The organism is Flavobacterium lipolyticum (assembly GCF_020905335.1).
GTDB classification, from domain to species: Bacteria; Bacteroidota; Bacteroidia; order Flavobacteriales; family Flavobacteriaceae; genus Flavobacterium; species Flavobacterium lipolyticum.
In genome coordinates this window covers 2,821,031-2,844,524 of sequence record NZ_JAJJMN010000001.1, presented here as the reverse complement: position 1 = coordinate 2,844,524, position 23,494 = coordinate 2,821,031, and the positions used below count along the sequence as shown (strand labels likewise).

Genomic DNA, 23,494 nt, shown 5'->3' with positions numbered 1-23,494 from the left:
AAATTTGAAGGATGTAAAATTACACAAATCCCCCATGAAATCGGGCAATTTTAAATAAAAAAAAGCACCTCTTTCGAAGCGCTCTTTCCACTAACTAATCAATTGTATTCTTAATTAAAGTCAAATCTTAATCCCAATGAAATATTATTTTCTTTTACAGTATTATTCCTAAACAATGGGTTTAAATCGTATTTCAAATACAAACTCATTTCTTTATAACCAATGTAAGAACTCAATCCGTAAATAAAATTATTCACATTGTAATCTCCTTTTATAGTTGTCTTATAATCTAAATCATCCTGATCGTATTTTAAGATTTGTTTGGATTTTACATTGACTCCTGCGTAACCTCCAATTCCAAAGCGAAAACTATCATGTGTTCTAAAATACGTTTTTCCGTTACTCACTTTTGGTCTTGAAAAGTCAAACTCTAAATGAATTGGCACTGCGATGTACACATTTCTAAAACGGGATTCCTCTAAATGAATCGCATTGGTTTGCAATTCTGTCTGGTTTCCATTGACTACAAAATATTTATTATCTCTCGGGCGAATATTATTATACATTAAAGACAATCCGTATTTAGCGTGTAATAAATTATCGTTTTTCATTAACCTGGTGTTATAGGTAAATCCCCATTCGTAAAAATGCGATCCTGTAAACCTATATTTAGCATCCTGCAATTTACCATCAACCATCATATTATTCAAACCTGCTGCAAATACAAACTGCGATGTCGTTCTTCTTTCGCCGCGTATAGAATCTTTTCTTTTTTTATTATTGTCCTTCCATTCTATGTCATTCCAATGAACAATCAAAGCACGTCCACTTTTATAATTCCCTTCCTTGATTTTCCCGTCCACTTTTTGCTGCACCAAATCATTTAGCTCATTTTGCGCCAGTGTTACTTTTTCTTCGATAATAACCGCTCTGGCTTCTGCTAATTCTTTTTTACGCTTGTCGGCTTGTTCCTGAGTGATTTTCCCTTCAGACAACTGAACATTAATTGCTTCAATTTCTTCTTTCAAAGCTTCTTTTTCCTCTTTGGTAACTTTCTCTATTTTGTTGGCAATTTTTCTCGCTTTTGATTCAAAAGTTTCCTGTCCCATAACTTTACTTACAAATAAGAAGACGAGGATAACGAGGTGAATGGTAAAATTTTTCATGACTGTTTTTTTTAAAATTTGATTGTTGATTGATGTTTTTTTTTCTAATTGTGAAATGTAAAATGTAAAATGTGAATGACAAACAATTATTTTTTAATTCTCAATTTTTAATTGGATTAAAAATTGGCACTAAAAGCCTGCCCGACAACTATCGGAATTATTTTTTTGATCTTTAATTTTTGATTTTCTCCAACAGCACGTTCCTGATTGGAGTTGAAAACTTTATTCCTGCTGATTTCGATTGGCCAAAGCCACTTTTACCGTTTGGTAATTTTTATTGACTTTTGTAATTACCTTTTCACGAAACGAAAGCTCTAATTCACCATCGACCTGTTGAAGCAAATCATTGGCATTAATTTTTACTTTTGATTTTGGCTTGACAGCATTTTCAGCGACGATTACTTTTTCAGCTGTTCCCAGCAACTGATCTGCCGTTTCTTTTTCAGGATTTTTAGCCATTAAAGGCTGTGGATTGATTGATTGTTTTTCAGGATTGTTTTTGATGATGATTGAAGACTCCGCTATTGCATTGGGTTTATTTGCAATGATTTTATTCGATTTTGATTCCTGATGCTTTTCTTGTTGAACTGACTTTTTAATTGTTTTTTCTTCTGAAACTGCTACTGCTTCTTCAACCCCTATATTGGTATCGAAAGTTGGCCTTACAACCGAATCTTTCTTAGCATCTTCCTTAACCACTATAATGTCTTTTGGTGTTACATCTGTATTTTTCTTTTGGTTAAAAAAGAAAGTTCCAACCCATAAAAAACCAACCAAACTTGCCGCAACATACATCCATTTCTTTTTCCCGGCTTGTCGTGAACGAAGATCGATCGTTGTTTTCTTTTCTTCAGCAACACTCAACATCGCATCCAATCGATCCCAGGCTTTATCACTTGGTTCAATTTTACGTTGGTTTAGTTTTTCACGGAAATCCTTTTCAAAATTATTCGGTTCCATTATCTTGTTTTTTTAGACTATTAATTTGTGTTTGCAGCATTTTCCTGGCATGCGATAATTGCGATTTCGATGTACCTTCATTAATCCCTAACATCTTAGCAATTTCATTGTGTTTGTAACCTTCTATGGCGTATAAATTAAAAACCATTTTATAACCTTCCGGTAAAGCATCAATTAAGAACTGAATCTGATCGATCGAAAACTGACTGTCAATGGCATTGAAACTCTCTTCGATATAAATTTCTTCTTCACTAAACTTTACTTTTTTATGAACTCTTAAATATGAAATACATTCATTTACCATAATCCGCCTGACCCAACCTTCAAAACTTCCTTTGTGCTCAAATCTGCTTAAATTGGTAAACACTTTCATAAAAGCGGTTATCATCACATCTTCGGCCAATTGAATGTCTTTTATATACTGTCGACAAACACTTAACATTTTTGAAGAAAACCGACTGTAAATTTGTTGCTGTGCTTGCCGATTATTCTCGACAGCCAACTTTATAATTTCGGTTTCTTCCTGATGTAAATGAATAATTTTCATTAATAAGCGGTTGGTTTTGGTTTAGTAACAGACTTCTATTAGCATAGACGCATAACGTTTTGAAATGGTTGCATGAGAATGGAAAAAAAATCAATAAAAAAATTACAAATTTCAAAAAAAACACAATTAAAACATTCATTTACAACAAAGTAAATCAATTTTCTAATTAACAAATTTCCTAATTATCTAATTAAAAAAAACTATTTCTTTCTTTCAATAACGTAGTTTACCATTAAAACAAGGGCATCTTTAAACTCAGAATCTGAAAAATTATCCAACAACAAAAGTGCTTCCTGCTGAAATTGTACCATTTTCTGTTCGGCGTAAGCCAATCCATTATTACCTTTTACGAAAGCAATAACTTCTTTGACGCGTTTTTTGTCTTTATTGTGGTTTTTGATGGAGTTTATCAACCACTTTTTTTCTTGCGGGGTACAAGTATTTAAAACATGAATTAAAGGCAAAGTCATTTTTTGCTCTTTAATATCGATTCCGGTTGGTTTACCGATCGCTTCTTCGCTATAATCAAATAAATCATCTTTGATTTGAAAAGCCATTCCGATCAGTTCACCAAATTTTCTCATATTCTCGACCTGAGCATCATCTTCAATTACCGATTTTGCACCAAGTGCACAACAGGCCGCAATAAGTGTCGCTGTTTTCTTTCGGATGATTTCGTAATATACTTCTTCGGTGATGTCCAGTCTTCTTGCTTTCTCAATTTGAAGCAATTCACCTTCACTCATTTCGCGAACAGCGACAGAAATGATTCTCAATAAATCAAAATCGCCATTATCGATAGAGAGTAAAAGCCCTTTGGATAGTAAATAATCTCCAACTAAAACGGCAATTTTATTTTTCCAAAGTGCATTGATTGAGAAAAATCCACGACGGCGATTGCTGTCGTCTACCACGTCATCGTGTACCAAAGTAGCAGTATGAATAAGTTCGATTACAGAAGCTCCGCGATAGGTTCTTTCGTTTACAATACCTTCAGAAACCATTTTAGCGGTTAGAAAAACAAACATAGGACGCATTTGTTTTCCTTTTCGGTTTACGATATAATAGGTAATACGATTCAATAAAGCCACCTTTGAGGTCATCGATTCATGGAACTTTTTTTCAAAAAGTTCCATCTCGTTAAAGATGGGCTGTTTTATTTGAGAAGTAATATTCATTTCGATCCCAAATATACTATTTTAAATAAAAAAATACGGTGTATTTTACATTAGTATATCAATAATTTAAATACTAATGCAAAAAAAACGGGCCGAAAACTTTCTTCTGTCTCAATTTGAATTCGTTATCAAAAAAAGTGTCGGCTCTCAGGCAATGCTCTATAAAAAATGCCTTGAAGAACAAGGCATCTTTAAAAATTTATTAAGCGGTTTGTTTGCAGCACAAAACTGCAAAACATTATTTATCCTTCTTTATTGGCCAATTGTCCGCAGGCAGCATCAATATCCTTTCCTCGGCTTCGGCGTACTTTTACGACTACTCCGATATTTTCTAATGCTTTTATATAAGCCAGAATTGATTCTTCTGAAGCTTGTTGAAACTCGCCATCATCAATTGGATTGTATTCAATTAAATTGACTTTACATGGAACATATTTACAAAACTTTACCAAAGCATCAATCGAAGCTTTGTCGTCATTGATTCCTTTCCAGACTACATATTCGTAAGAGATTTTACTTTTGGTTTTTCTGTACCAATATTCCAAAGCTTCACGCAAATCTTTTAACGGAAAATTTTTACTGAAAGGCATGATTCGCGCACGTACGTCATCAATAGCCGAATGCAGAGAAACTGCCAGTTTGAATTTTACATCATCATCGGCCATTTTTTTAATCATCTTCGGAATTCCGGAAGTCGAAACCATAATACGTTTTGGTGACATCCCTAATCCTTCCGGCGAGGTAACCATATCAATAGCTTTGATGACGTTGTTGTAATTCATCAAAGGCTCACCCATTCCCATAAAAACAATATTCGAAAGCGGATGATTGTGATACAATCGACTCTCTTTGTCTATCGCAATAATCTGATCGTAGATTTCTCCCGGTTCCAGGTTTCGCATTCTTTTCAATCGTGAAGTGGCACAGAAATTACAATCCAGACTGCACCCAACCTGGCTTGAAACGCAGGCTGTTGTTCTGGTTTCTGTTGGAATCAATACGGACTCTACCACTAAACCATCATGCAGACGAACGGCATTTTTTACGGTTCCGTCACTGCTGCGTTGCATGGTATCTACCTTGATATGATTGATTACAAAATTTTCCTCCAGCATCGTACGAGTTGTTTTGGCAACATTGGTCATGTCTTCAAAACTGTGTGCTCCTTTGCTCCATAACCATTCGTAGACTTGATTTCCACGAAAGGCTTTGTCATTATTAGCGACAAAAAAATCGCGAAGCTGATCTTTTGTTAAGGCTCTTATATCTTTTTTCTCCATTTGCATGCTGCAAAGTTAATCACTTTTTAAAACATTTCTCAGAAAATGTATTTTCTCTCTATTATACGCTTTAAATAAAAACCTAACCATGATTTTTATCAGGTCTTTTGCTATTCGTTCGTAATAAATTTGACATAAGAAAAAGACAGTAACTCATTATCAAAAATCAACTGAACCGCAAACTGATCTTAAATTTAACAAATACCTATACAAATGAAAACGATCCAATCTATTTTATTAGCAGCAGTACTGATGTTATCTTTACAAGTAAACTCACAAAAAAGATATAGCTTATCAAAATCGGCCTTTGAAGTTGCAGGAACTTCCAACATACACGATTGGACGATGAAATCTTCAGACGGAGTGGGAAGTGCTTTTTTAACTGTTACAGATTCGAAAATTACAGATATAAAAAACCTGACTGTTTCCTTATCAGCAGAAAGCTTAAAAAGCGGCAAAGGCAGCATGGACGATGTTGCTTATAAAGCTCTGGAAACCGAAGACCATAAAAACATTAAATACGTTCTAAAATCTGCCGAAAAAGTAAACGAAAACACCTGGAATCTTACCGGAACTTACACTATAGCAGGTGTTAGTAAAGATTATAAAACCCAGATCAGAGTAACAGCCTATAAAGATGGTACTTTTGCGCTGCAAGGCTCTAACCGAATGACTTTTAGTGATTTTGAAATGACAACCCCATCAGCAGCACTTGGAGTTGTTAGAGCCGGGAAAGAATTAACAGTAATCTTCAACATCACTTTGACTGATTTTGCAAAAAATGACAATATATTAGTGATTAAATAACGTTTTAAAAGCAGCAAAATATAAAGTATGGAACAATAAATACTTTTCGATTCTAAAAATGAATAAAAAAAACTGCTCAGCATTTCAAAACTCAAAACTTTGGCACGAGAATTGTCTTGCACTCAAAAGGAAAATAATCTTACAAAGAGCTCAATCATTTTAAAATGTGTATCTTTATTTTTCAGCTTTATAACTTTTAAATTTAATCAATCTAAAAAAATCAATTTCTTATGAAAAAACAAATCTTAAGTCTGGCTGTTATCGCTCTATTAGCATTCGCTGTACAATCTTGCGAAAAGAAGGAACCGAAACCTGCAGAGGAAGAATTAACTCTTGGTAACAAAGTTGATTCTTTAACTACCGATATTAAAGAAGTTAAGGATAGCGCTGTGAGCAAAACTGAAAATGCTGCCGAGGATGTAAAAGAAGCTACCAAAAAAGCCGCAGAAGATGTGAAAGACGCTACTAAAAAAGGCGCTGAAAAAGTAGAAAACGCTGCTAAAGCTGCTAAAGACGGTACGGTGAAAACAGCTAAAGAAGTTAATGAGGCTTTGAAAAAATAGTCTCTTCGCTTTATGAAACTAAAACCATTCGCTACAACGAATGGTTTTTTTATACCCAAAAAGGAGCCACTATTTTTCGTATTTTTACACTCAAAATTAGAAGATACTACAAGATGCATTTTATTTCTCAAGAACTGGAAGATTATATCGAGCAACATTCTGAAAACGAACCGGAATTGCTGGCTAAACTAAATAAGGAAACGTACCAAAAAATATTACTCCCAAGAATGCTTAGCGGGCATTTTCAGGGTCGTGTTTTAAGCATGCTCTCCAAATTGATTCGTCCAGTGAACATTCTCGAAATTGGAACTTATACCGGTTATGCTGCTTTGTGTCTGTGTGAGGGAATGCAGGAAAATGGGCAGCTGCACACCATTGACATTAAAGAAGAATTAGTCGATTTTCAACGTAAATATTTTGATGCGTCCCCCTGGGGAAAACAAATTTTCCAGCATTTAGGAGAAGCTGTCGAAATCATTCCAACTTTGAACGTCAAGTTTGACTTGGTTTTCATAGATGCCGACAAAGAAAATTACATCAATTATTGGGAAATGATTGTTCCCAAAATGAACAAAGGCGGTATCATTTTATCGGATAACGTTTTATGGAGTGGAAAAATATTAGAACCGGTTCATCCAAATGACATTAGTACCAAAGTCCTTTTGGAGTACAATCTACTTTTGAAAAATGACCCAAGAGTCGAAACCGTTTTATTGCCTATACGTGATGGGTTGACTGTAAGCCGCGTTCTTTAGTTTACTTTTTTAGCCCTGTGAGCTTTGAACCTACTTCTGGCAAAACATATAAGACAGCAAACTCTTGAAAAAAAACAATGAGGTTATCTTAGCAAGAAGCAATAGCCCCATTGTCATTCTATTACTCTTTCATAAACTGCTTATTAGTACTTTTTACTTTAATTACATATAGCCCTTTAGACAAATTACTGACATCAATCTGTCCTGTCTGAGTACTACCAGCCTGTATTTGCTGCCCAGTTAAATTATAAATTACATATTCTTCATTTTCTGTATTAGAAATAGTTAAAATATCCTTTACCGGGTTAGGGTATAAAATGATGTCTTGCGAGTTTTCTGTTTCTTTTTCCAACGTATCTCTCTTGCTTCTACCTGTTTTACCAGATCTTAAATCTTTCACTGTAATCTTAAGATCTGTATTGATAGCGGCATCTGTTGATGTCTCAACGGTATATAAATCAGGATAATCTTTACTAATAGATTTTCTCATTACTTTAACCTGACCCGGGGTGAACATAAACCGGCAGTTACCGTAATCCATAATATTTTCAATTAACCTTCTGTGACCACCACATTGAACAGGAGCAATACAATTTTTAAAGGTCAGTGGGTATGTTATTAATTCAGCAGGAGGGGTATCACTAATCTTGTCATTAACTTTCGTACAACCGCCCTCAAAAGTATGTTTCAGCGAAAAATAATGCCCCAACTCGTGGGCAGGCGCACTTCTTCTTTGAATATGCGGAGGATCATCAGAGGTATTATAGTCCAAAAGCATGAGAGAAAATGCCAATACGTTACTTTTTACATCTTCCCATCTAATAGTATATGCTGCCATATCATCATCTATATTATTGATTATTTTAGGTACATATTTGATGAATACCTCCCGTTTATTAAACTCTTTCGCGCTAATTTCACCATCTCTTCCTTCTTTCTGTATCTTATCTGCGTTATAAGCCTTCTTCGATGCCTTACGAATGGTGATATCAATATCTTTGAACACGATTCTTGCATTGGCCATTTCGGCACCCGCCGCCACTGCTGCAGGCGGTAAAGCCTTAGCTGTTTTATCGTTATAGACTTTATTAGCCCAATTAAATTGTTCTCTTACCATCTCTTCGTAATAAAGAGCCGTACTATTGTCTTCCGGAGCTTCCAGAACTTCTACTTTTACCTTCTTGATAATGTAATAAGGTTTTTCTATCTTTATTATTGATATTAGGTTTTCATTCGACGCCACAGCAGGAACTCGTACGTCCATCAAAGTAGCATCTTTTACTGTAATTTTTACCACTACAGGCTGGTTTACCAACTGTATCAGTTTATCCTGATCTATTTCCAAAGAACAGGAAGAATTTACAAGGCTGAAGGCCCTAAGCCAGGTCCAGGCCCAGCCTCCACAATTCACTGTAACTGCACTCGATGATTTGGCACCCAGTGTTTTTATATCATCGGAAGAGATCTTACCAATCTGAATGCCACGATCCCAGTATTCGTAATTCACCTCTTTTGTTGTTTTAGAAAATACATTTGGGGAACTTTGAGTGATTTCCACATTATAGATCGGTCTGGTTACAAATGCCTTCTCATCATTTGTCAATAGCTGCAACCCTCCTGCTCTCATGCTGTCGTAAGCATGCACCTCGATTTTGATGTAACCTCCGGGTTTATCTATGGTTCCCTTAATACCGCTTAGGTAGTTGTTGCGACGGTTATAAAGTCCTTTGTAATATACGGTCAGTAAATCGGACTCACTGCTATTGTCTGTTTTGGGATTTGCGGACCAAAAAATTTTCTCCCCGACTACCTTTATATCGTTTCCCGGATAAGTGACAACACCACTGCCTTCACTTTCTTGTGCATATATACTAGTGCAAAAACAATAAATCAATATAAAAATCTTTCTTGTCATAATTTAAACCCTTAAAGTCTATCCCTCCCCTATAGTCTATCCCTAGCATAAGTCAAACTGAAAGCTTATTCAAAAGCATTATCTATTTTCTTTAATAAATCGATTCATTTTTCTAATGCCTTTATCCTCTTATTCAATTCTTCTATCTTTTTATTTTGATCAATGATATGAAGAAGCAGCTCCTCAACATTTTGTAAAAGACCTTCATTAAAAACATGTATTTTATATCCTTTTTCTTTTACTTCTTTTTCTGAAACTATACCCGGAAGATGTTTGTTCTCTTTAACATAGCCCTCCAAAGCACTTAAATCCATTTTTTTATAATCATTTTCAAAAACAGCATCCTTCCAATGTGGTTTAGGAATAATATTCAGATCTGATGCTAAAATTTGTTTTTCAACAAACAAGGAGCAATCCTTTTCAAGGTCTTCTCCTATTTCAGGGTGTGTTTCTATATTTTTAGATTCGCCAATGTAGACTTTACCTCCCACCGTTAAAGCCGCTTTGTTTACCGGATTACCCGCATTTATGGCAACCTGCGCCAAATCATTGGCCTCTCCATAATCCAGAATAAGTTTCTTTGCATTGATTGCTACCTCATCATTCGAATCACCTAAAGTCACTTTATTGCCTAAATCTGAACTGATAAACATCCCATTATCATCACCATAACTAATCAAATCTGTTTTTTCATTACCCACCAGCACTTTAAAATTATCATGTTGTCCAATCGGGTTACTACTGGCAACCCTCAACTCTCCCCTCATCCATGTCTTTCCTCCAACTGTCAAAGCAACTCCGTCTGTTGGAGTATCTGTATTTATGGCGACCTGTGCTAAATTATCCCCTCCTGCATTGTTCTTCAGTACAAGTTTTTTTGAATTAATCGTGACATCATCGTTTGAGTCTCCCAAAGATATCTTATTGCCTGTTTTAGAAGAGATAAACATCCCTCTTTCGTCCCCATTACTTTCTATGAACGATGAATAGCCGTCTGCATAGATGGTAAGATTATCCCAAACTGCCCCAGGTGTTGCTCTATTTTGCACAACCAAAGTACTCGGTAGCCTTAGTTCAAATATCATTTTTTCTGAATCACTCTTACGAAGACACATCATTAAATTATCAAGATTTCCGCCTCCATTTGCAAACCAACTGAAAGCTCCCGGCTCTCCCTGTTCATTCTTATTATTATCAAGCGAAAAAGTCCAATTAGGCTCATTTACATTTTGATTGTATCTATTGCTCATTAATTCCTGATAAGTTTGGCTATAGCTCAGATTTACGAATAATAATACAGCCATAAGAATAGTGTATCTCCATGATAACAAATTTTGAAAATTTTTGGATAAAGAATTTACATTTTTCATAATATTAACTTTATTAATTGATTAAACCTCTTTATAAATATCTGTCGTTTTGCTTATAAAACAGCCTTAAATTTACGTTTAAGATAAAATTAACAAATATTTACTTTCAAAAAATATTTGTTACATTATAAATTATAACTAAACCTAAAAAACTCTTTACGAAAGAAACTAAACGACACTTAATCTATTTGTTGCACATTAGTTCTACTCTTTATTTGGTAACCAATTAAATCAAACAAAATCCAGGTGTGCCTAATTAAAGCGTATTAATAGGTTCTCTTTATCCGGAGTAATCTTACGGCAAGACCCTTTCTTAATCAGCAATTGCACGGATTGGGTTAATTCGATTTTGCATGAGAGAATAAATAGGAAAGTCAACAACCACAATTGGCATCAAAAAAAGGACTAGTTACTTTTTATCAATACAAATACACCCTCCCAAACTATTACGAAATTATGGTTCCGAAGATGAATAAAGGCGGTATTATTTTGTCGGATCATGTTTTGTGGAACGGAAAAACACTGGAACTGGTTCATCCGAATGACGTTACTGCCAAAGTTTTTTTGGGGTGCTTTGAGGAAGACTCTAAGGTTCTGAGATACTAAGGTGCTAAGTTTTTTTTGGGTTGATTGAATTGAGCTGAAGGATAGCATTGAAAAAAAAGCTTTAGCCAAGATAATTTAGCTAAAGTCTCTTTGTATTTCTTAAAATATATTTCTCTAGCTAAAACTGGAGACAATTGAACAAAATAATTAAAAACCAAACCAATAAGGTTCTAAGTTTTCTCTAACAAAAAAACTTAGAACCTTACTAATTTAAAACCTTAGACCCTTCAAAAAAACTATCCCGGAAAATAGAGCGGCTTTAGCTTACGGTATACCAGATAAAGTAATGATCCGAAAAGCGCTCCAGCGAAATAGCCGGTTAAGATATCTCCCGGATAGTGTAATCCCAAGTAAATTCGGCTATAAGCGAAGATTAAAGGCCATAGGAATATAAATCCTAAAAACTTAATGCGGCGTCGCAAAACGAAATATAAAAAGGTCGCTACCGCCATAGTGTTGGCTGCATGTCCGGAGAAAAAACTAAATGATTTTCGGGTTTGCACCACACGAATTATAGTGTTGATATCGGGATTATTACATGGACGTAGTCGTTGAACCGTGTATTTAACCAAATTGGTAACCTGATCTGTAAAAGTGATTAGCACGGCTATAAAAAGTATCACATACAAAGTTTGTTTTCCCCCTATTTTTTTATACATCAAATAAAAAAACAACAGAAAAAGAGGTGTCCAATTTAACTGACTGGTAATAACCAACCAAAGTTTATCGTATGTTTCAGAACCTAAACCGTTAAGGTACACCAATAACTCGGTGTCTAATTTTTGTATTTTTTCAAGCATATTATCTTTGGCGTTTTACAGGTCCTGAGATTGAATCGATATCTTCTTTTACTTTGTCTATTTCTGTAGTAGTGTCTCCCAATAAATTAGCGGAGTCCCCCATCAGATTGCTTTTGGCGTCATTAATTTGCGCATTGATGTTACCCGTTATATCTGTAAGTGATTTTGAGTCAAGACCATTGGCCTCAGCTCCTTTTTGAATTTCACTTTTAATATCGTTAGTAGCATTTTTCAACTGCGCCATGGCCTTCCCCATTGTACGGGCAATTTCAGGCACTTTATCTGAACCAAAAAGCATTAGCACTATAAACAGTATAAAAACTAATTCTCCTCCTCCTATACCAAACATATCTTTTATTTTTGTGTTCACAAAGATATTAAATTTTACAACGGACGGTTTTAAAATTTACTTAAAAAAAAGGGAACTGCCTCAAAAGAATTACGCTCCGATGGAGCTTTTTAAAACTGGTAAATTGTATTTGCTATAAACATTTTGCTCCGATGGAGCAATTTCACAAAAAAACAGTTCTTTTACGAAAGATTTCAATTTATAAAAAAAATAGGGCTGTCTCATTTTTGAGACAGCCCTATTTTCAGGTTTATTTTTAATCAAATTTTGATTTTTCTTCTACTTTCGGCCAGCTATTGTTGGTAACATCAATATCGGCAGTCATTAATTTCGGATCTATCTGAATGCTTTTGATTGCTTTTTCGGTTGCATACACTTTCTTAGCGGTGTCATTATTCTTTCTCCAGATCTGGGCCGGATACTTGTAATTCTCCTTTGTTCCGTCTTCATAAGTAATCTCAACCAAAATTGGCATGATCATTCCTCCCGGTTTACTAAACTCTACTTCATAGAAATATTTAGGTGATTTCAGACTTGCTTTTTCTTCCGCTGTAAAGGTTTGACTAACGTAATCTGACAATAGTTTTACCTCTTCTACTTTTAGTGGTTTCTTAGTCGAAGCGTTTACCTCGGCATTATCGCCAGCAACTAAATATACGAAAGGTCCTTTTTCAAATCCAAAACGTCCTTTTTTCACTTTAATATCTTTGATATCTGCAGTTGGGGTTTCGGAAACATAATATTGTTTTACCTCTTTGATTCCGATATCTACAAAATCTGTAGAATAAAACCATCCTCTGAAAAACCAGTCTAAATCAACCGCCGAAGCATCTTCCATCGTTCTAAAGAAATCTTCAGGGGTTGGATGTTTAAATTTCCATCTGTTGGCATAGGTTTTAAAAGCATAGTCAAACAATTCTCTTCCCATTACGACTTCTCTCAGAATATTAAGACCTGTAGCCGGTTTTCCATATGCATTATTTCCAAATTGGTGAATGGTTTCAGAGTTCGACATAATAGGCTCTAAAAACTTCTGATCTCCACTCATATACGGAACAATATTTTTCGCAGGTCCGCGTCTTGAGGGAAAGTTCGAATCCAGTTCCTGCTCTGCCATGTATTGTAAAAAGGAGTTCAAACCTTCATCCATCCAGCTCCATTGACGTTCATCTGAGTTTACAATCATTGGAAAAAAAGTATGCCCCACTTCGTGAATTACCACACCGATCATTCCGTTTTTAACTTCTTTGCTGGTCACCCCATTTTCATCCGGACGTCCATAATTCCAGCAAATCATTGGGTATTCCATCCCCTGATCTTCTGCTGAAACTGATACTGCTTTTGGATAAGGATAATCAAAAGTATGTGCTGAATAGCTTTTTAAAGTATGCGCTACCACCATTGTGGAGGTTTCTCCCCATAACGGATTTGATTCTTTCGGATAAACAGATTCGGCCATCACTACTCTGTTTCCAATTTTTACAGCCATTGCATCGTAAATGAATTTTCTTGAAGAAGCAATTCCGAAGTCACGTACATTTTTCGCACTGAATCTCCAGGTTTTTTTCTTTTCCGAGAACCCTTTTTCCGCTGCTTCTGCCTCAGCTTGCGTTACAATTACAACTGGTTTGTCAAATGATTTCTGAGCCTGTTCGTAACGTTTTACCTGTTCTGGTGTAAAAACTTCGGCTCTGTTGGTCAATTCTCCGGTAGCATCAATGATGTGATCTGCAGGAACTGTAATGTTTACATCAAAATTACCGAAAGGCAATGCAAACTCTCCACTTCCCCAAAACTGCATGTTCTGCCAGCCTTCAACATCATTGTATACGGCCATTCTTGGGTAAAACTGAGCAATTACATATAGTTTATTTCCGTCTTTATCAAATGATTCATAACCGGAACGTCCACCACCTTCTTTTCTGTAGTTGTTAACGTTGTACCACCATTTTATGGCCAGTGAGATTTTTTCACCCGGTTTTAATGGTGTTGCCAAATTAATACGCATCATGGTTTCATTGATGGTATACGACATTGGGTTTCCTTTTATGTCTTTTACCTGTTCAATATTAAAACCGCGCTCTAAATCCTTTTTCAAATATTTACTTGAGAAGCCATCCAAAGGCAAAACAGGGCTTATTTTTTCGCTTTCCGCTAAAGAGGTTTGCGTTTTGGCTCTGGCCTGGTTCTGATCTAACTGTATCCATAAATACTCCAGAACATCAGGAGAATTATTAGAATAGGTTATGATTTCAGAACCGTCTATTCTTGATTTTTTATCGTCTAATTCAATATCAATTTTATAATCGGCCTGTTGTTGGTAATAAGCAGGTCCCGGCGCTCCCGAAGCTGTACGAAACATATTTGGAGTAGCCAACAGATCATACATCTGGCTGAATTTGTTTGTATCGTACTTTCCTTGTTGCTTTGGAGCAACTGTTTTTTCCTGAGCGACAAGCATCGCAGGAAAAATCAACAATAATGAAAGTTTTTTCATAAAATAGTAATGGTAATTTTGTCAGGGTGTGAAAATAACAATTAAATCAATAATTTTATCCATTCTTTAGTACTTTAACAATTCTTTCCTCGAAGATTCGGTAAAGAGAATACTTTTCTTACTACCAAATGCCGTAACGTGCGTAATATTCTGTTGCTCAGCATTCCAATCTACTAAAATCGTATTAGAGATTTCAATAGTTTTAAATTTATCGATGTCTTTTATTCGCGAATAACACACCAAAACATCACCGGCTTCTATCTCTTTAGACAAAAAGGTGATGGGTTTTGACTGACCGTTTATTTTAATGATAAAGTTTTCTGCAAGGTATTTTTTTAACAGCTCTACATCTGCTTCGGTTTCTTTATCGGTTCCTACGAATGTTTTCTTATGGTATTTTTTCTCCATACCATTATTAAGGTCATCAATAAAAATTCGGGAAGTAATCTGAATCATCTTTTTCTCAGCGGCATAATTGACCTGAAAAACACCCACATAAAACTTGTGGAATGCGAAAGCAGAAAGCGATAAAAACAATATTCCTATTAAAGGATAGATTACCTTATTTTTCATTACTGAGAAACTTTCACCTTTTTAAATTCCTTATTTTTATTAACCAGGAAATCAATCAATTCAAATTTTTGGTCTGGACCCAAATGTTTTCTGGATTCCGGATCATTCGAACAATACAATAGAAACAATTCTATATCATCTTCTTTTAATCCCAAAGTACCGGTAAAGAAATTCGGTTTGAAATTGGCTCTGGAATATTCAATAAAAGCAAGATCCGTAACGACTTCTTCCTTATCATCATCATCTTTAGAAAGCAGCTTTTTAACATCTTTAAAAATCCTAACAAAGTTCATTCCGTATTTAATCGTCTGATCAGAATACATTGTAATATTTTTGGCTGTAGACTGCTTATCATCTTCAAACTGCATGTCGACATATTTCTGTGAACCTCCGCCAAGTGATTTTACTTTTAGATCCTTATGCACCAAAACTTCTTTCAGCTCATTACTTATTAAATCTAATGGCACTGAGAACAAAACCCCGGCACAATCTTTTTCTGTCAGCACAATTTTTTTGGACTGAAACGCCAATCCTGTAAACAACAAGGTATCCTTAGGTTTTGCCATGATATCAAACAATCCGCCTGAACCAATAAAGGTTCTCACATTGGCATTCACATTCATCACAAAACCGCTTTCAACGGCGAGTGATTTATTGGTAACTTGTCCGTGGAGGGGTTTTCTTGAATTTTGTCCTAGTGTAATTTGACAAATCAGGCATATAAGCAATAAAGTTAGGCTATTTTTCATTTTCGAGAATTATTAGATATTTTCTGGCTAGATCGGTTAACAAAAACATACTCATTGTTTTGTTTTTAGTATTCAAAGATACGGCAAAATCAGCATCATCCACACAATATAACTGAAATCCTTTAATATCTGCTACAGGTATCCGTAACCTTTCTGTGTAATAATTTTCTTCAAAAAGATATTCCATTTTTCTAAAGAGCGCCTCTTTCTTCTCTACATTAACCTCTTTTTTAAGCATGGCTGTTCTTCCGGAAATTTTATTAAGCAACTTGTCTACCGAGGTTGAAGTCGCAGTATACACTTTTCGTTCTGCAGGGGTATATTTTTTCTGCCCGTACGGAATTATCCCTAAATTCTCAGCTGTTATATTGGCATTTTCATTCACCACTACTTCTTTCAGCTCCACTTCTTTGGCTGTCATTTTAATCTGAATCCGACCAGCATTCATATCTTCAGCTGTGATTCGTTTCTTATATCCTTCGAGATTTACTGCCGAAAACACCAAAACATCGCCTTCTTTTGCTACAATCGAAAACCCTCCGTTTGCATCTGAAACAGCCGTTACCTGAGTCGTATTATTAATGATATTCACGGACTCCACTGAAGTAGACTGCTCAAAAATCTGCCCCGAAATTTCTTTTGAAACCTTATTCTGTGCAAATCCCAACTGAACCAACAACAACAGCAGACTACTACTTATAAATCTATTTATTTTCACTTGCAATTATTTCTTTATACTTAACCGCTAATTCCGCCAGCAAAAATTCTGTCGAAGTCTTATTTTTAGAGTTTAAAATCACTGTAAATCTATCATTATCTACGGCGTAATATTCAAACCCTTTTACATATTCTAAAGGAATTTTCAAGTGCTCTACAAAATGCTCCAGCGTAAACATTTTTTCTAATAGCTTCATAAAAGCCTCCTTTTTCTCTACCACCGCCTCTTTTTTTAGCATAGCCGTGCGTCCTGAAAAATAATTCAGCAACGGATCGGCAGAAACAGACCCCCCTACCATACCTCCTCCGTTAGCCGTCGCATTTAAACCTGTAGCAGTACGCAATTTTCGTTCAGCTGCTGTATATGTTTTTTGTCCGCTTGGAATAATTCCCAAAGAAACAGCATTTACATTATTGTAATTTTTAACAACAACTTCCTGCAATTGATGCATTACTACATTAAGTTTTACAGTAAAGTTGATATCTGAGAAATTTTCTGCCGTTAACACCACTCTGCTTTCTTTGAATTGTATCGAAGAAAAAACAAGCTCATCACCTGGTTTAGCGTCTATAGAAAATATACCCGAGAAACTGGTTGTTGTCATTCCCTCTGTTCTCGCATTGATGACATAAACCCCTTCGAGATCATTGACATTCGCACTTATCCGCCCGTTTAAAACGGTCTGGCTCTGAGCCTGAGACCAAGCGGTCTGCCCTAAAGCAAGAATCAGAAAACACACGAACCTGTACATGACGACAAAATTTTAAAGATTTTCTTAAAGCTGTAAAAATATCTTAATGTTCTCCAAATTTAATACTAAGGAGTTGGTAAAAATATGTTAATTAAACCCTATAAGGAAGCATTCCAAAGAGAGTTTTTTAATACCTTTAGCCGATTCAACCTGAGTTTAAACAATATGAAAAGCATCATCATTGCCAGCACTTCTACTCTTCACGAAGGCAGCTATTTAGAGTATTTACTCCCTACTTTACAATCTCACTTTAAAAATTGCAAGAGCATTTTATTTATTCCGTTTGCCAGACCCGGAGGCATTTCGCATGACGATTATACCTCAAAGGTTTCGGAAGCTTTTGCTTCGATCGATATTTCTGTTAAAGGAATTCACGAATTTGAGAATGCAGCAGACGCCATAAAAAATGCGGAAGGAATATTTACCGGAGGCGGAAATACTTTTTTACTGGTTACACAGCTTTACAAACACAATATTATGCAGCTTCTTTCTGAAACTGTAAAAAACGGAACTCCTTATTTAGGAACAAGTGCAGGAAGCAACATTTGTGGTCTTTCTATGCAAACTACTAACGATATGCCCATCATCTACCCTCCAAGTTTTCAAACCTTAGGATTAATTCCTTTCAACCTGAACCCACATTACCTGGATCCTGACTTACAATCTAAACATATGGGCGAAACAAGGGAAACCAGAATTAAAGAATTCCATGCTTTCAACACAATACCGGTTTTAGGTTTAAGAGAAGGCAGCTGGCTGGAAGTAAAAGGCGATAAAATTACTTTGAAAGGAAACCTGCAGGCTCGTTTGTTTCTTCAAAACGAAACTCCGACAGAACTAGAGACAGGCAGCGATCTGAGCAATCTGAAATAAAAGTTCAATCTTTTAAAATTCCAAATTCCAGTTTATCAATCAAATTTGGAATTTGGATTTTTTGGATCAAGAACAAAACCTGGGGAGGAATGTCAAAATAAAATTAGAAATTTGTAATCTAAGAATTAGATATGACACCTATAGAGCTTTTAAAATTTATGCTTCCTGATTTTTTAATAGAATACTTTGAAGTAGTTTCTACCACTAACACAGAAGAAGTATTGCATCTGTATTTTGAAGAAAAAATAAAACCTCCACAAGAGTTTAATTCTTTTGAATTGATTTCTAAGGGGTTTCTTGATGAGATTACTATTCAGGATTTTCCATTAAGAGGTAAATTTGTGTATTTACACATCAAAAGACGCCGTTGGACTAATAAAACCAATGGAGAAATCATCAAAAGAGATTGGACTTTAGTTGCTAAAGGAACTCGCATGACTCAGGAGTTTGCGACTTTTTTAAAAGAAATTAATAGATAAGAGTGCCACAGATTGTCATACCATTGGAGGCTTTTTCGGGGTTAACGGAAAGAGACTCCAAAGACAATACAAAAAACATTTAAGCTCATTTAATACATGGGCTCCACGCGAACATGCGCACCAATGGATGATTTACCCTGAAAACATGGGCACTCATTTATCCATTGACGAGGTGGCTTTGTCTCAGGGGGAACTTTACACTATCCTGACCAACAAGAAATTCAAAGGCAAAAAAGGTTGCTTGGTAGCTATTGTTGCCGGAACTAAAGCAGACCAGGTTATAGAACACATCAGAAAGATTGATTACAAGAAAAGATCTTTTGTCAAAGAGATAACGCTCGATATGGCTAATTCCATGAAGCTAATCTCTAAGAAATGTTTTCCTAAAGCCATACAGGTTACAGATCGGTTCCATGTTCAAAAATTAGCGCTCGAAGCAGTACAAGAGATTAGAATCAAACATCGCTGGGAAGCTATGGACTTTGAGAATCAATCGATACTACAAGCCAAATTAGAAAACAAAACATACATTCCCCAGCTTTTACCTAACGGAGATTCTGTTAAACAGTTATTAGCCAGAAGCAGGTATCTACTTTATAAGTCTCGCGAAAAATGGACTCGGAGCCAAGAAGAAAGAGCACAAATGGTATTTGAACTATATCCTGACATTAAAACAGCTTACAATTTAAACCAACAGCTTCGAGGAATTTACAATAACTACAATGACAAACATATTGCCATGACCAAACTGGCACATTGGTATAGAAATGTAGAAGAATCAGGTTTTAAAAACTTTAATATTCTACTCAATACCATAACTATTAATTATCAGTCAATCTTAAACTATTTTGATAATAGAAGCACAAATGCTTCGGCAGAATCTTTCAATGCTAAAATAAAAGCTTTTAGAAGTCAATTTAGAGGAGTGAGCAATATAGATTTTTTCTTGTTCAGATTATCTAATCTTTTTGCTTAATCCCCAACTTTTGAACCTGATCCGATTTTTTTTACACGAATACGCTTGAATACAGGCAAAAACGAAAAAAGCCTCAAACAAATGTTTGAGGCTTTTTTAAGAGCGAAAGACGAGGCTCGAACTCGCGACAACCAGCTTGGAAGGCTGGAGCTCTACCAACTGAGCTACTTTCGCATTAACAGGGTGCAAATATAAAAAATTAAATCATTAAAAAAACAAAACTCAATAGATTTTTTTTACACGAATACGCTTGAATACAGGCAAAAACGAAAAAAGCCTCAAACAAATGTTTGAGGCTTTTTTAAGAGCGAAAGACGAGGCTCGAACTCGCGACAACCAGCTTGGAAGGCTGGAGCTCTACCAACTGAGCTACTTTCGCATTAACAGGGTGCAAATATAAAAAATTAAATCATTAAAAAAACAAAACTCAATAATTTTTTATTTTTACTAAAAAAACCGAAACAATTAAATCTCGATTTTTTTTAGAGCGAAAGACGAGGCTCGAACTCGCGACAACCAGCTTGGAAGGCTGGAGCTCTACCAACTGAGCTACTTTCGCATTACTGTGGTGCAAAGATAAGGTATAAGTTCAGTAAAATCTAAGCTTTTCGGCAAAAAAAATCAATAAAAAATCACATTTAATGATAACTTATTTAAAATTAAAAAGTTATAAAATCAATTATTTCTCATAAAATGGAGTTCGCATGAAAGAAACTACAGCAAAAGAAATTTATTCCGATTATCAATCCCTGCTTCGAAAGGAAAAATCAGCTGAAAGTTGTATCTTTGAAGGAAAAGTTTAAAAAACGACCGACTTAACCGGTCTTATTTAAATAATGAAAAATTAATAAGAATTATTTCATTATTTGAAAAAATCAGACCTATATTTGCCGAGAAAATCAAGTTTAAATCCGGAAAATCTTTACAGAAAAGCTTCAAAAGAGTAAAGAATCTGAAAAGGCCGCAATCTAACGCAGCAAAACCTACTGCAGCGTTGATGAAGCCAATTTGATTTAACATCAAAACGCTATTGTACGTTTACGAAAAGAACAGACTTCCACCCCGGGGTAATTTAGTTCGGATTAAAAACTATAGTGTGTATTGTTTTATATTTAAAAGAATATTGAATGAAGAATTTTTACTTTTTATTTATAATATGTTTACTTATTAGCTGCAAGAAAGAAGCACCAAAAGTTATTCCCGTGGTAAAAAAAGCCGCCCCGGCTATTATACTTACTGACGAAAGAAAGGTTTCAATTGATACCGCTCTGATTGGTACTTTTAAAAGTGAAACACTTAAACTGTTCTACAACTCATCAGAAAACATGACCGTTTGGGGAAACCTGAAAAAAAGAACTTATGTTTTATCTCAATTGAGCAATGCCGAACAATTAGGTTTGGATCCTGAGGATTACAAAGCTTCGAGACTAAAAAAATTCGAAAGCAAAATTAGTTCGTTAAGCGATTCCGATCTGGCAACTTACGATGTTTTACTGACTTATAATTTTGAAAAATACCTCAACCATCTGTATAAAGGAAAACTCGACCCTAAAAAACTATACACCGATTGGGATCTGGAAGAAAAAACATTTGACGTTAACAATGTCCTGATAAAAGCATTCAACAAAAACAAACTGGATAGTATTGTAGACGGCATTCAATCAAAGGCATCTCCTTACAAACAACTTTTAAAAGCACTGGAAATCATCAATACTTTTCCGGATGACGATATCCAACCTATTGAATCGGTTGCCAAAATCACCTTAAATGATACTAACACCGCTTTGATCAACATCAAAAAAAGACTCTTGTTCTGGAAAGACATGACCGGAAAGGACAGCCTTACTTCTATTTATGACCACAAAACTTTCGAATCGGTTAAAAAATTTCAGGAAAGACATGGCTTAGCCGCTGATGGTGTTATTGGAGTTGGAACGATAAGTGCCCTTAATTTTTCTAAAGAGAAAAGAAAACATCAAATTATCGCCAACTTAGAACGCTGGAGATGGTATACTACCGATTTGGCTGAAGACTACTTTATTATCAACATTCCTGATTACAAATTAAATGTTGTCGAAAGTCAGGATACAACCCTGGTCCGTAATGTTGTCGTAGGAACAAGTAAGAGAAAAACTCCAATCATTACTTCAAAATTAAGAACGGTGGTTTTTAACCCAACCTGGACTGTACCGCCAACTATTTTAAAGGAAGATGTGGTTCCGGCAATGAAACGCAATCGAAATTATCTGGCCAATAAAAATATTACTATTTATGATACTGCCGGAAAGGTAGTTGATCCTAATGCCTGGAACGAAAATAAACCGGGGAATTACCGTTATGTACAAAGTCCGGGTTACAATAATGCTTTGGGATTAATGAAAATTTTGTTTCCAAACAATCATAGTGTTTACCTGCACGATACGAACCATCGAAATAATTTCGGAAGAAACAACCGCTCTTTAAGTTCCGGTTGTGTGCGTGTAGAAAATCCGCTGGAACTGGCTGAACATATTTTGGGAGATTCAACCAATTGGTCTAAAGATAAAATTGACACCATCATCGCTTCCAAAAAAACAACCAGCATTCGAATCACAAAAAAATACGCCTTATACCAATGGTACTGGACAGCATGGAGCAAAAAAAATCAGCTCATTTTCAGAGCTGACATTTATAATCTGGATTCGGATTTGTATGCTAAATTAAGAAATTAGCCTCTCTTCCATCGTGAAACTTCTGGATGGATGGTAGATGTACAAAAGCGATTTGTCTTTTATGATCTCGATAATTTCATTAGTCAATCCCATTGGAATTGCCGGACATCCCTGACTTCTTCCCAATCGTTTGTTGCTTCTGATAAACGATTCTGAAACATAATTGGCTCCATGCATGACAACTCCACGTTCGCGTGCATTGTCATTCACTCCGTTCTCTAGTCCGTCTAAGCGTAAAGAAACACCATGTTTACCTTTATATACTTCGCCTGTAGCATAAAATCCAAGGCTGCTTTTGAAAGAAGAATTGGCATTTGAAAAATTAGACGCAAATTCTTCTCCGGTATTTCTACCATGGGCTACTAAAGAATTAAATAAAACGGTATTGGTAGCCAAGTCAATTACCCACAAACGTTTGGTGTTTGACGACAGGCTAAAATCGATAAGTGTCAGGATGTCTTTTTGGATTATGCCTCTTTCTTTCAACAAGTAAAACCCTTTTAAGGCTTCAGAGAAAGTTCTAAGTTCAGGTAATGAAAAATGATTGGGATTTAAGGTATTGTAAATACTCTCAATTTTCGAATCAACTGTAAGCGTTTCTACTTTAGCAATAGTTTTTACAGCTGCTTTTTTAACTTCGGAGGTGTTGTTTGAATCTTTACCAAAAGATAACAGCAAAAACACCAGTAATGGATAAATCTTGTAAATCATTGAATTTCTTTAGGTTAAACAGAGGTTTGGGTTTGGCAAAAGTATAAAAAAAATATACCTGGCAAAATTTAAGGCTGTAAATCAGCCCTTTTTTGGTGAAACTTTAACAGAATCAGCTTAACAAATTAGTATTTGGTTCAAAAAACAAATATTTTTGTAA

At 35.4% G+C, this 23,494-nt stretch carries 23 protein-coding genes and 3 tRNA genes; 8 read left to right on the top strand and 18 right to left on the bottom strand.

The window, feature by feature from the left end; all coding sequences use genetic code 11:
• Positions 1-110: 110 nt before the first annotated feature.
• From LNQ34_RS12445 to rlmN, 5 genes are all read right to left on the bottom strand, one after another.
• Positions 111-1,166: a hypothetical protein gene (locus LNQ34_RS12445; RefSeq protein ID WP_229999981.1), complete on the bottom strand. Its 1,056-nt coding sequence runs from the start codon at positions 1,164-1,166 to the stop codon at positions 111-113.
• Between the two features lie 222 nt (positions 1,167-1,388).
• Positions 1,389-2,126, bottom strand: coding sequence for a hypothetical protein (locus tag LNQ34_RS12440; RefSeq protein ID WP_229999980.1), 738 nt, complete (start codon positions 2,124-2,126; stop codon positions 1,389-1,391).
• Entirely contained in the window at positions 2,113-2,673 is a 561-nt protein-coding gene (locus LNQ34_RS12435) for an RNA polymerase sigma factor (protein ID WP_202703043.1), read from the bottom strand. Before LNQ34_RS12435 ends, LNQ34_RS12440 begins: the two co-directional genes overlap by 14 nt.
• A 200-nt stretch (positions 2,674-2,873) precedes the next feature.
• Entirely contained in the window at positions 2,874-3,851 is a 978-nt protein-coding gene (locus LNQ34_RS12430) for a polyprenyl synthetase family protein (protein ID WP_229999979.1), read from the bottom strand.
• Between the two features lie 242 nt (positions 3,852-4,093).
• Entirely contained in the window at positions 4,094-5,137 is a 1,044-nt protein-coding gene (gene rlmN / locus LNQ34_RS12425; protein WP_017497037.1) for a dual-specificity RNA methyltransferase RlmN, read from the bottom strand.
• Between the two features lie 207 nt (positions 5,138-5,344).
• On the opposite strand from rlmN, the gene LNQ34_RS12420 reads away from it, so the two are divergent.
• The 3 genes from LNQ34_RS12420 to LNQ34_RS12410 all read left to right on the top strand — a co-directional run bounded on the left by LNQ34_RS12420 (position 5,345) and on the right by LNQ34_RS12410 (position 7,256).
• On the top strand, positions 5,345-5,938 hold the full coding sequence (locus LNQ34_RS12420; RefSeq protein ID WP_202703040.1) for a YceI family protein: 594 nt from the start codon (positions 5,345-5,347) through the stop codon (positions 5,936-5,938).
• 230 nt (positions 5,939-6,168) lie between these two features.
• Positions 6,169-6,501, top strand: coding sequence for a hypothetical protein (locus LNQ34_RS12415; RefSeq protein WP_229999977.1), 333 nt, complete (start codon positions 6,169-6,171; stop codon positions 6,499-6,501).
• Between the two features lie 113 nt (positions 6,502-6,614).
• Entirely contained in the window at positions 6,615-7,256 is a 642-nt protein-coding gene (locus tag LNQ34_RS12410; protein ID WP_229999975.1) for an O-methyltransferase, read from the top strand.
• A 121-nt stretch (positions 7,257-7,377) separates the two neighbouring features.
• Here the strand turns inward: LNQ34_RS12410 and LNQ34_RS12405 are convergent, their stop codons facing one another.
• Together LNQ34_RS12405 and LNQ34_RS12400 are read right to left on the bottom strand one after the other, a co-directional pair.
• The gene (locus LNQ34_RS12405; RefSeq protein WP_229999974.1) at positions 7,378-9,171 is read right to left on the bottom strand and encodes a zinc-dependent metalloprotease; all 1,794 of its coding nucleotides are present in this window, start codon (positions 9,169-9,171) and stop codon (positions 7,378-7,380) included.
• Between the two features lie 104 nt (positions 9,172-9,275).
• Entirely contained in the window at positions 9,276-10,541 is a 1,266-nt protein-coding gene (locus LNQ34_RS12400; protein ID WP_229999972.1) for a hypothetical protein, read from the bottom strand.
• A gap of 387 nt (positions 10,542-10,928) precedes the next feature.
• On the opposite strand from LNQ34_RS12400, the gene LNQ34_RS12395 reads away from it, so the two are divergent.
• On the top strand, positions 10,929-11,147 hold the full coding sequence (locus tag LNQ34_RS12395) for an O-methyltransferase (protein WP_229999970.1): 219 nt from the start codon (positions 10,929-10,931) through the stop codon (positions 11,145-11,147).
• A 236-nt stretch (positions 11,148-11,383) separates the two neighbouring features.
• On the opposite strand, the gene LNQ34_RS12390 is transcribed toward LNQ34_RS12395, so the two are convergent.
• The 7 genes from LNQ34_RS12390 to LNQ34_RS12360 form a co-directional block, all read right to left on the bottom strand.
• Complete coding sequence (locus LNQ34_RS12390) at positions 11,384-11,947, bottom strand: phosphatase PAP2 family protein (RefSeq protein WP_229999969.1); 564 nt, start codon at positions 11,945-11,947, stop codon at positions 11,384-11,386.
• Position 11,948: 1 nt separating this feature from the next.
• A complete protein-coding gene (locus LNQ34_RS12385; protein WP_202701304.1) occupies positions 11,949-12,296 on the bottom strand; it encodes a Sec-independent protein translocase subunit TatA/TatB in 348 nt (115 codons plus the stop codon).
• A 256-nt stretch (positions 12,297-12,552) separates the two neighbouring features.
• Positions 12,553-14,793, bottom strand: a complete 2,241-nt coding sequence (locus LNQ34_RS12380; protein ID WP_229999967.1) for a M1 family metallopeptidase — start codon at positions 14,791-14,793, stop codon at positions 12,553-12,555.
• Positions 14,794-14,859: 66 nt separating this feature from the next.
• Positions 14,860-15,366, bottom strand: a complete 507-nt coding sequence (locus LNQ34_RS12375; protein ID WP_229999966.1) for a DUF6702 family protein — start codon at positions 15,364-15,366, stop codon at positions 14,860-14,862.
• Positions 15,366-16,115, bottom strand: coding sequence for a BamP family beta-barrel-assembly machinery protein (gene bamP, locus LNQ34_RS12370; protein WP_202701297.1), 750 nt, complete (start codon positions 16,113-16,115; stop codon positions 15,366-15,368). Before bamP ends, LNQ34_RS12375 begins: the two co-directional genes overlap by 1 nt.
• Positions 16,105-16,833, bottom strand: a complete 729-nt coding sequence (locus LNQ34_RS12365) for a carboxypeptidase-like regulatory domain-containing protein (protein ID WP_229999964.1) — start codon at positions 16,831-16,833, stop codon at positions 16,105-16,107. The genes bamP and LNQ34_RS12365 overlap by 11 nt, the downstream gene beginning before the upstream one ends.
• Positions 16,820-17,584, bottom strand: coding sequence for a hypothetical protein (locus tag LNQ34_RS12360; protein ID WP_229999963.1), 765 nt, complete (start codon positions 17,582-17,584; stop codon positions 16,820-16,822). Before LNQ34_RS12360 ends, LNQ34_RS12365 begins: the two co-directional genes overlap by 14 nt.
• A gap of 165 nt (positions 17,585-17,749) precedes the next feature.
• Between LNQ34_RS12360 and pepE the strand changes: the two genes are divergently transcribed.
• From pepE to LNQ34_RS12345, 3 genes are all read left to right on the top strand, one after another.
• Positions 17,750-18,457 carry a dipeptidase PepE gene (gene pepE, locus LNQ34_RS12355; protein WP_230000590.1) on the top strand — a complete coding sequence of 236 codons (708 nt, stop codon included), beginning with the start codon at positions 17,750-17,752 and terminating at the stop codon, positions 18,455-18,457.
• Positions 18,458-18,588: 131 nt separating this feature from the next.
• Positions 18,589-18,936 carry an ISAon1 family transposase N-terminal region protein gene (locus LNQ34_RS12350; RefSeq protein WP_229998832.1) on the top strand — a complete coding sequence of 116 codons (348 nt, stop codon included), beginning with the start codon at positions 18,589-18,591 and terminating at the stop codon, positions 18,934-18,936.
• A complete protein-coding gene (locus LNQ34_RS12345) occupies positions 18,929-19,912 on the top strand; it encodes an ISAon1 family transposase (RefSeq protein ID WP_428979062.1) in 984 nt (327 codons plus the stop codon). The genes LNQ34_RS12350 and LNQ34_RS12345 overlap by 8 nt, the downstream gene beginning before the upstream one ends.
• A 101-nt stretch (positions 19,913-20,013) precedes the next feature.
• Here LNQ34_RS12345 and LNQ34_RS12340 read toward each other — a convergent pair.
• From LNQ34_RS12340 to LNQ34_RS12330, 3 genes are all read right to left on the bottom strand, one after another.
• Positions 20,014-20,086: transfer RNA gene (locus LNQ34_RS12340), tRNA-Gly, on the bottom strand.
• 132 nt (positions 20,087-20,218) lie between these two features.
• Positions 20,219-20,291: transfer RNA gene (locus LNQ34_RS12335), tRNA-Gly, on the bottom strand.
• A 107-nt stretch (positions 20,292-20,398) separates the two neighbouring features.
• Positions 20,399-20,471, bottom strand: a tRNA-Gly gene (locus LNQ34_RS12330).
• A gap of 568 nt (positions 20,472-21,039) precedes the next feature.
• Here LNQ34_RS12330 and LNQ34_RS12325 point away from each other — a divergent pair.
• Positions 21,040-22,623, top strand: coding sequence for a L,D-transpeptidase family protein (locus LNQ34_RS12325; protein WP_202701291.1), 1,584 nt, complete (start codon positions 21,040-21,042; stop codon positions 22,621-22,623).
• On the opposite strand, the gene LNQ34_RS12320 is transcribed toward LNQ34_RS12325, so the two are convergent.
• A complete protein-coding gene (locus LNQ34_RS12320; RefSeq protein ID WP_229999961.1) occupies positions 22,612-23,334 on the bottom strand; it encodes a murein L,D-transpeptidase catalytic domain family protein in 723 nt (240 codons plus the stop codon). The two genes, LNQ34_RS12325 and LNQ34_RS12320, sit on opposite strands and share 12 nt — an antisense overlap.
• Between the last annotated feature and the right edge of the window lie 160 nt (positions 23,335-23,494).

Bases quoted from the DNA above. Each gene is read 5' to 3' on its own strand.
- LNQ34_RS12375 (WP_229999966.1), bottom strand. From the start codon at position 15,366: ATGAAAAATAAGGTAATCTATCCTTTAATAGGAATATTGTTTTTATCG.
- LNQ34_RS12385 (WP_202701304.1), bottom strand. From the start codon at position 12,296: ATGTTTGGTATAGGAGGAGGAGAATTAGTTTTTATACTGTTTATAGTG.
- LNQ34_RS12320 (WP_229999961.1), bottom strand. From the start codon at position 23,334: ATGATTTACAAGATTTATCCATTACTGGTGTTTTTGCTGTTATCTTTT.
- pepE (WP_230000590.1), top strand. From the start codon at position 17,750: ATGAAAAGCATCATCATTGCCAGCACTTCTACTCTTCACGAAGGCAGC.
- LNQ34_RS12445 (WP_229999981.1), bottom strand. From the start codon at position 1,166: ATGAAAAATTTTACCATTCACCTCGTTATCCTCGTCTTCTTATTTGTA.
- LNQ34_RS12380 (WP_229999967.1), bottom strand. From the start codon at position 14,793: ATGAAAAAACTTTCATTATTGTTGATTTTTCCTGCGATGCTTGTCGCT.
- LNQ34_RS12420 (WP_202703040.1), top strand. From the start codon at position 5,345: ATGAAAACGATCCAATCTATTTTATTAGCAGCAGTACTGATGTTATCT.
- LNQ34_RS12325 (WP_202701291.1), top strand. From the start codon at position 21,040: ATGAAGAATTTTTACTTTTTATTTATAATATGTTTACTTATTAGCTGC.
- LNQ34_RS12440 (WP_229999980.1), bottom strand. From the start codon at position 2,126: ATGGAACCGAATAATTTTGAAAAGGATTTCCGTGAAAAACTAAACCAA.
- LNQ34_RS12390 (WP_229999969.1), bottom strand. From the start codon at position 11,947: ATGCTTGAAAAAATACAAAAATTAGACACCGAGTTATTGGTGTACCTT.
- LNQ34_RS12350 (WP_229998832.1), top strand. From the start codon at position 18,589: ATGACACCTATAGAGCTTTTAAAATTTATGCTTCCTGATTTTTTAATA.
- LNQ34_RS12360 (WP_229999963.1), bottom strand. From the start codon at position 17,584: ATGTACAGGTTCGTGTGTTTTCTGATTCTTGCTTTAGGGCAGACCGCT.
- LNQ34_RS12400 (WP_229999972.1), bottom strand. From the start codon at position 10,541: ATGAAAAATGTAAATTCTTTATCCAAAAATTTTCAAAATTTGTTATCA.
- LNQ34_RS12410 (WP_229999975.1), top strand. From the start codon at position 6,615: ATGCATTTTATTTCTCAAGAACTGGAAGATTATATCGAGCAACATTCT.
- LNQ34_RS12430 (WP_229999979.1), bottom strand. From the start codon at position 3,851: ATGAATATTACTTCTCAAATAAAACAGCCCATCTTTAACGAGATGGAA.
- LNQ34_RS12405 (WP_229999974.1), bottom strand. From the start codon at position 9,171: ATGACAAGAAAGATTTTTATATTGATTTATTGTTTTTGCACTAGTATA.
- bamP (WP_202701297.1), bottom strand. From the start codon at position 16,115: ATGAAAAATAGCCTAACTTTATTGCTTATATGCCTGATTTGTCAAATT.
- LNQ34_RS12435 (WP_202703043.1), bottom strand. From the start codon at position 2,673: ATGAAAATTATTCATTTACATCAGGAAGAAACCGAAATTATAAAGTTG.
- rlmN (WP_017497037.1), bottom strand. From the start codon at position 5,137: ATGCAAATGGAGAAAAAAGATATAAGAGCCTTAACAAAAGATCAGCTT.
- LNQ34_RS12415 (WP_229999977.1), top strand. From the start codon at position 6,169: ATGAAAAAACAAATCTTAAGTCTGGCTGTTATCGCTCTATTAGCATTC.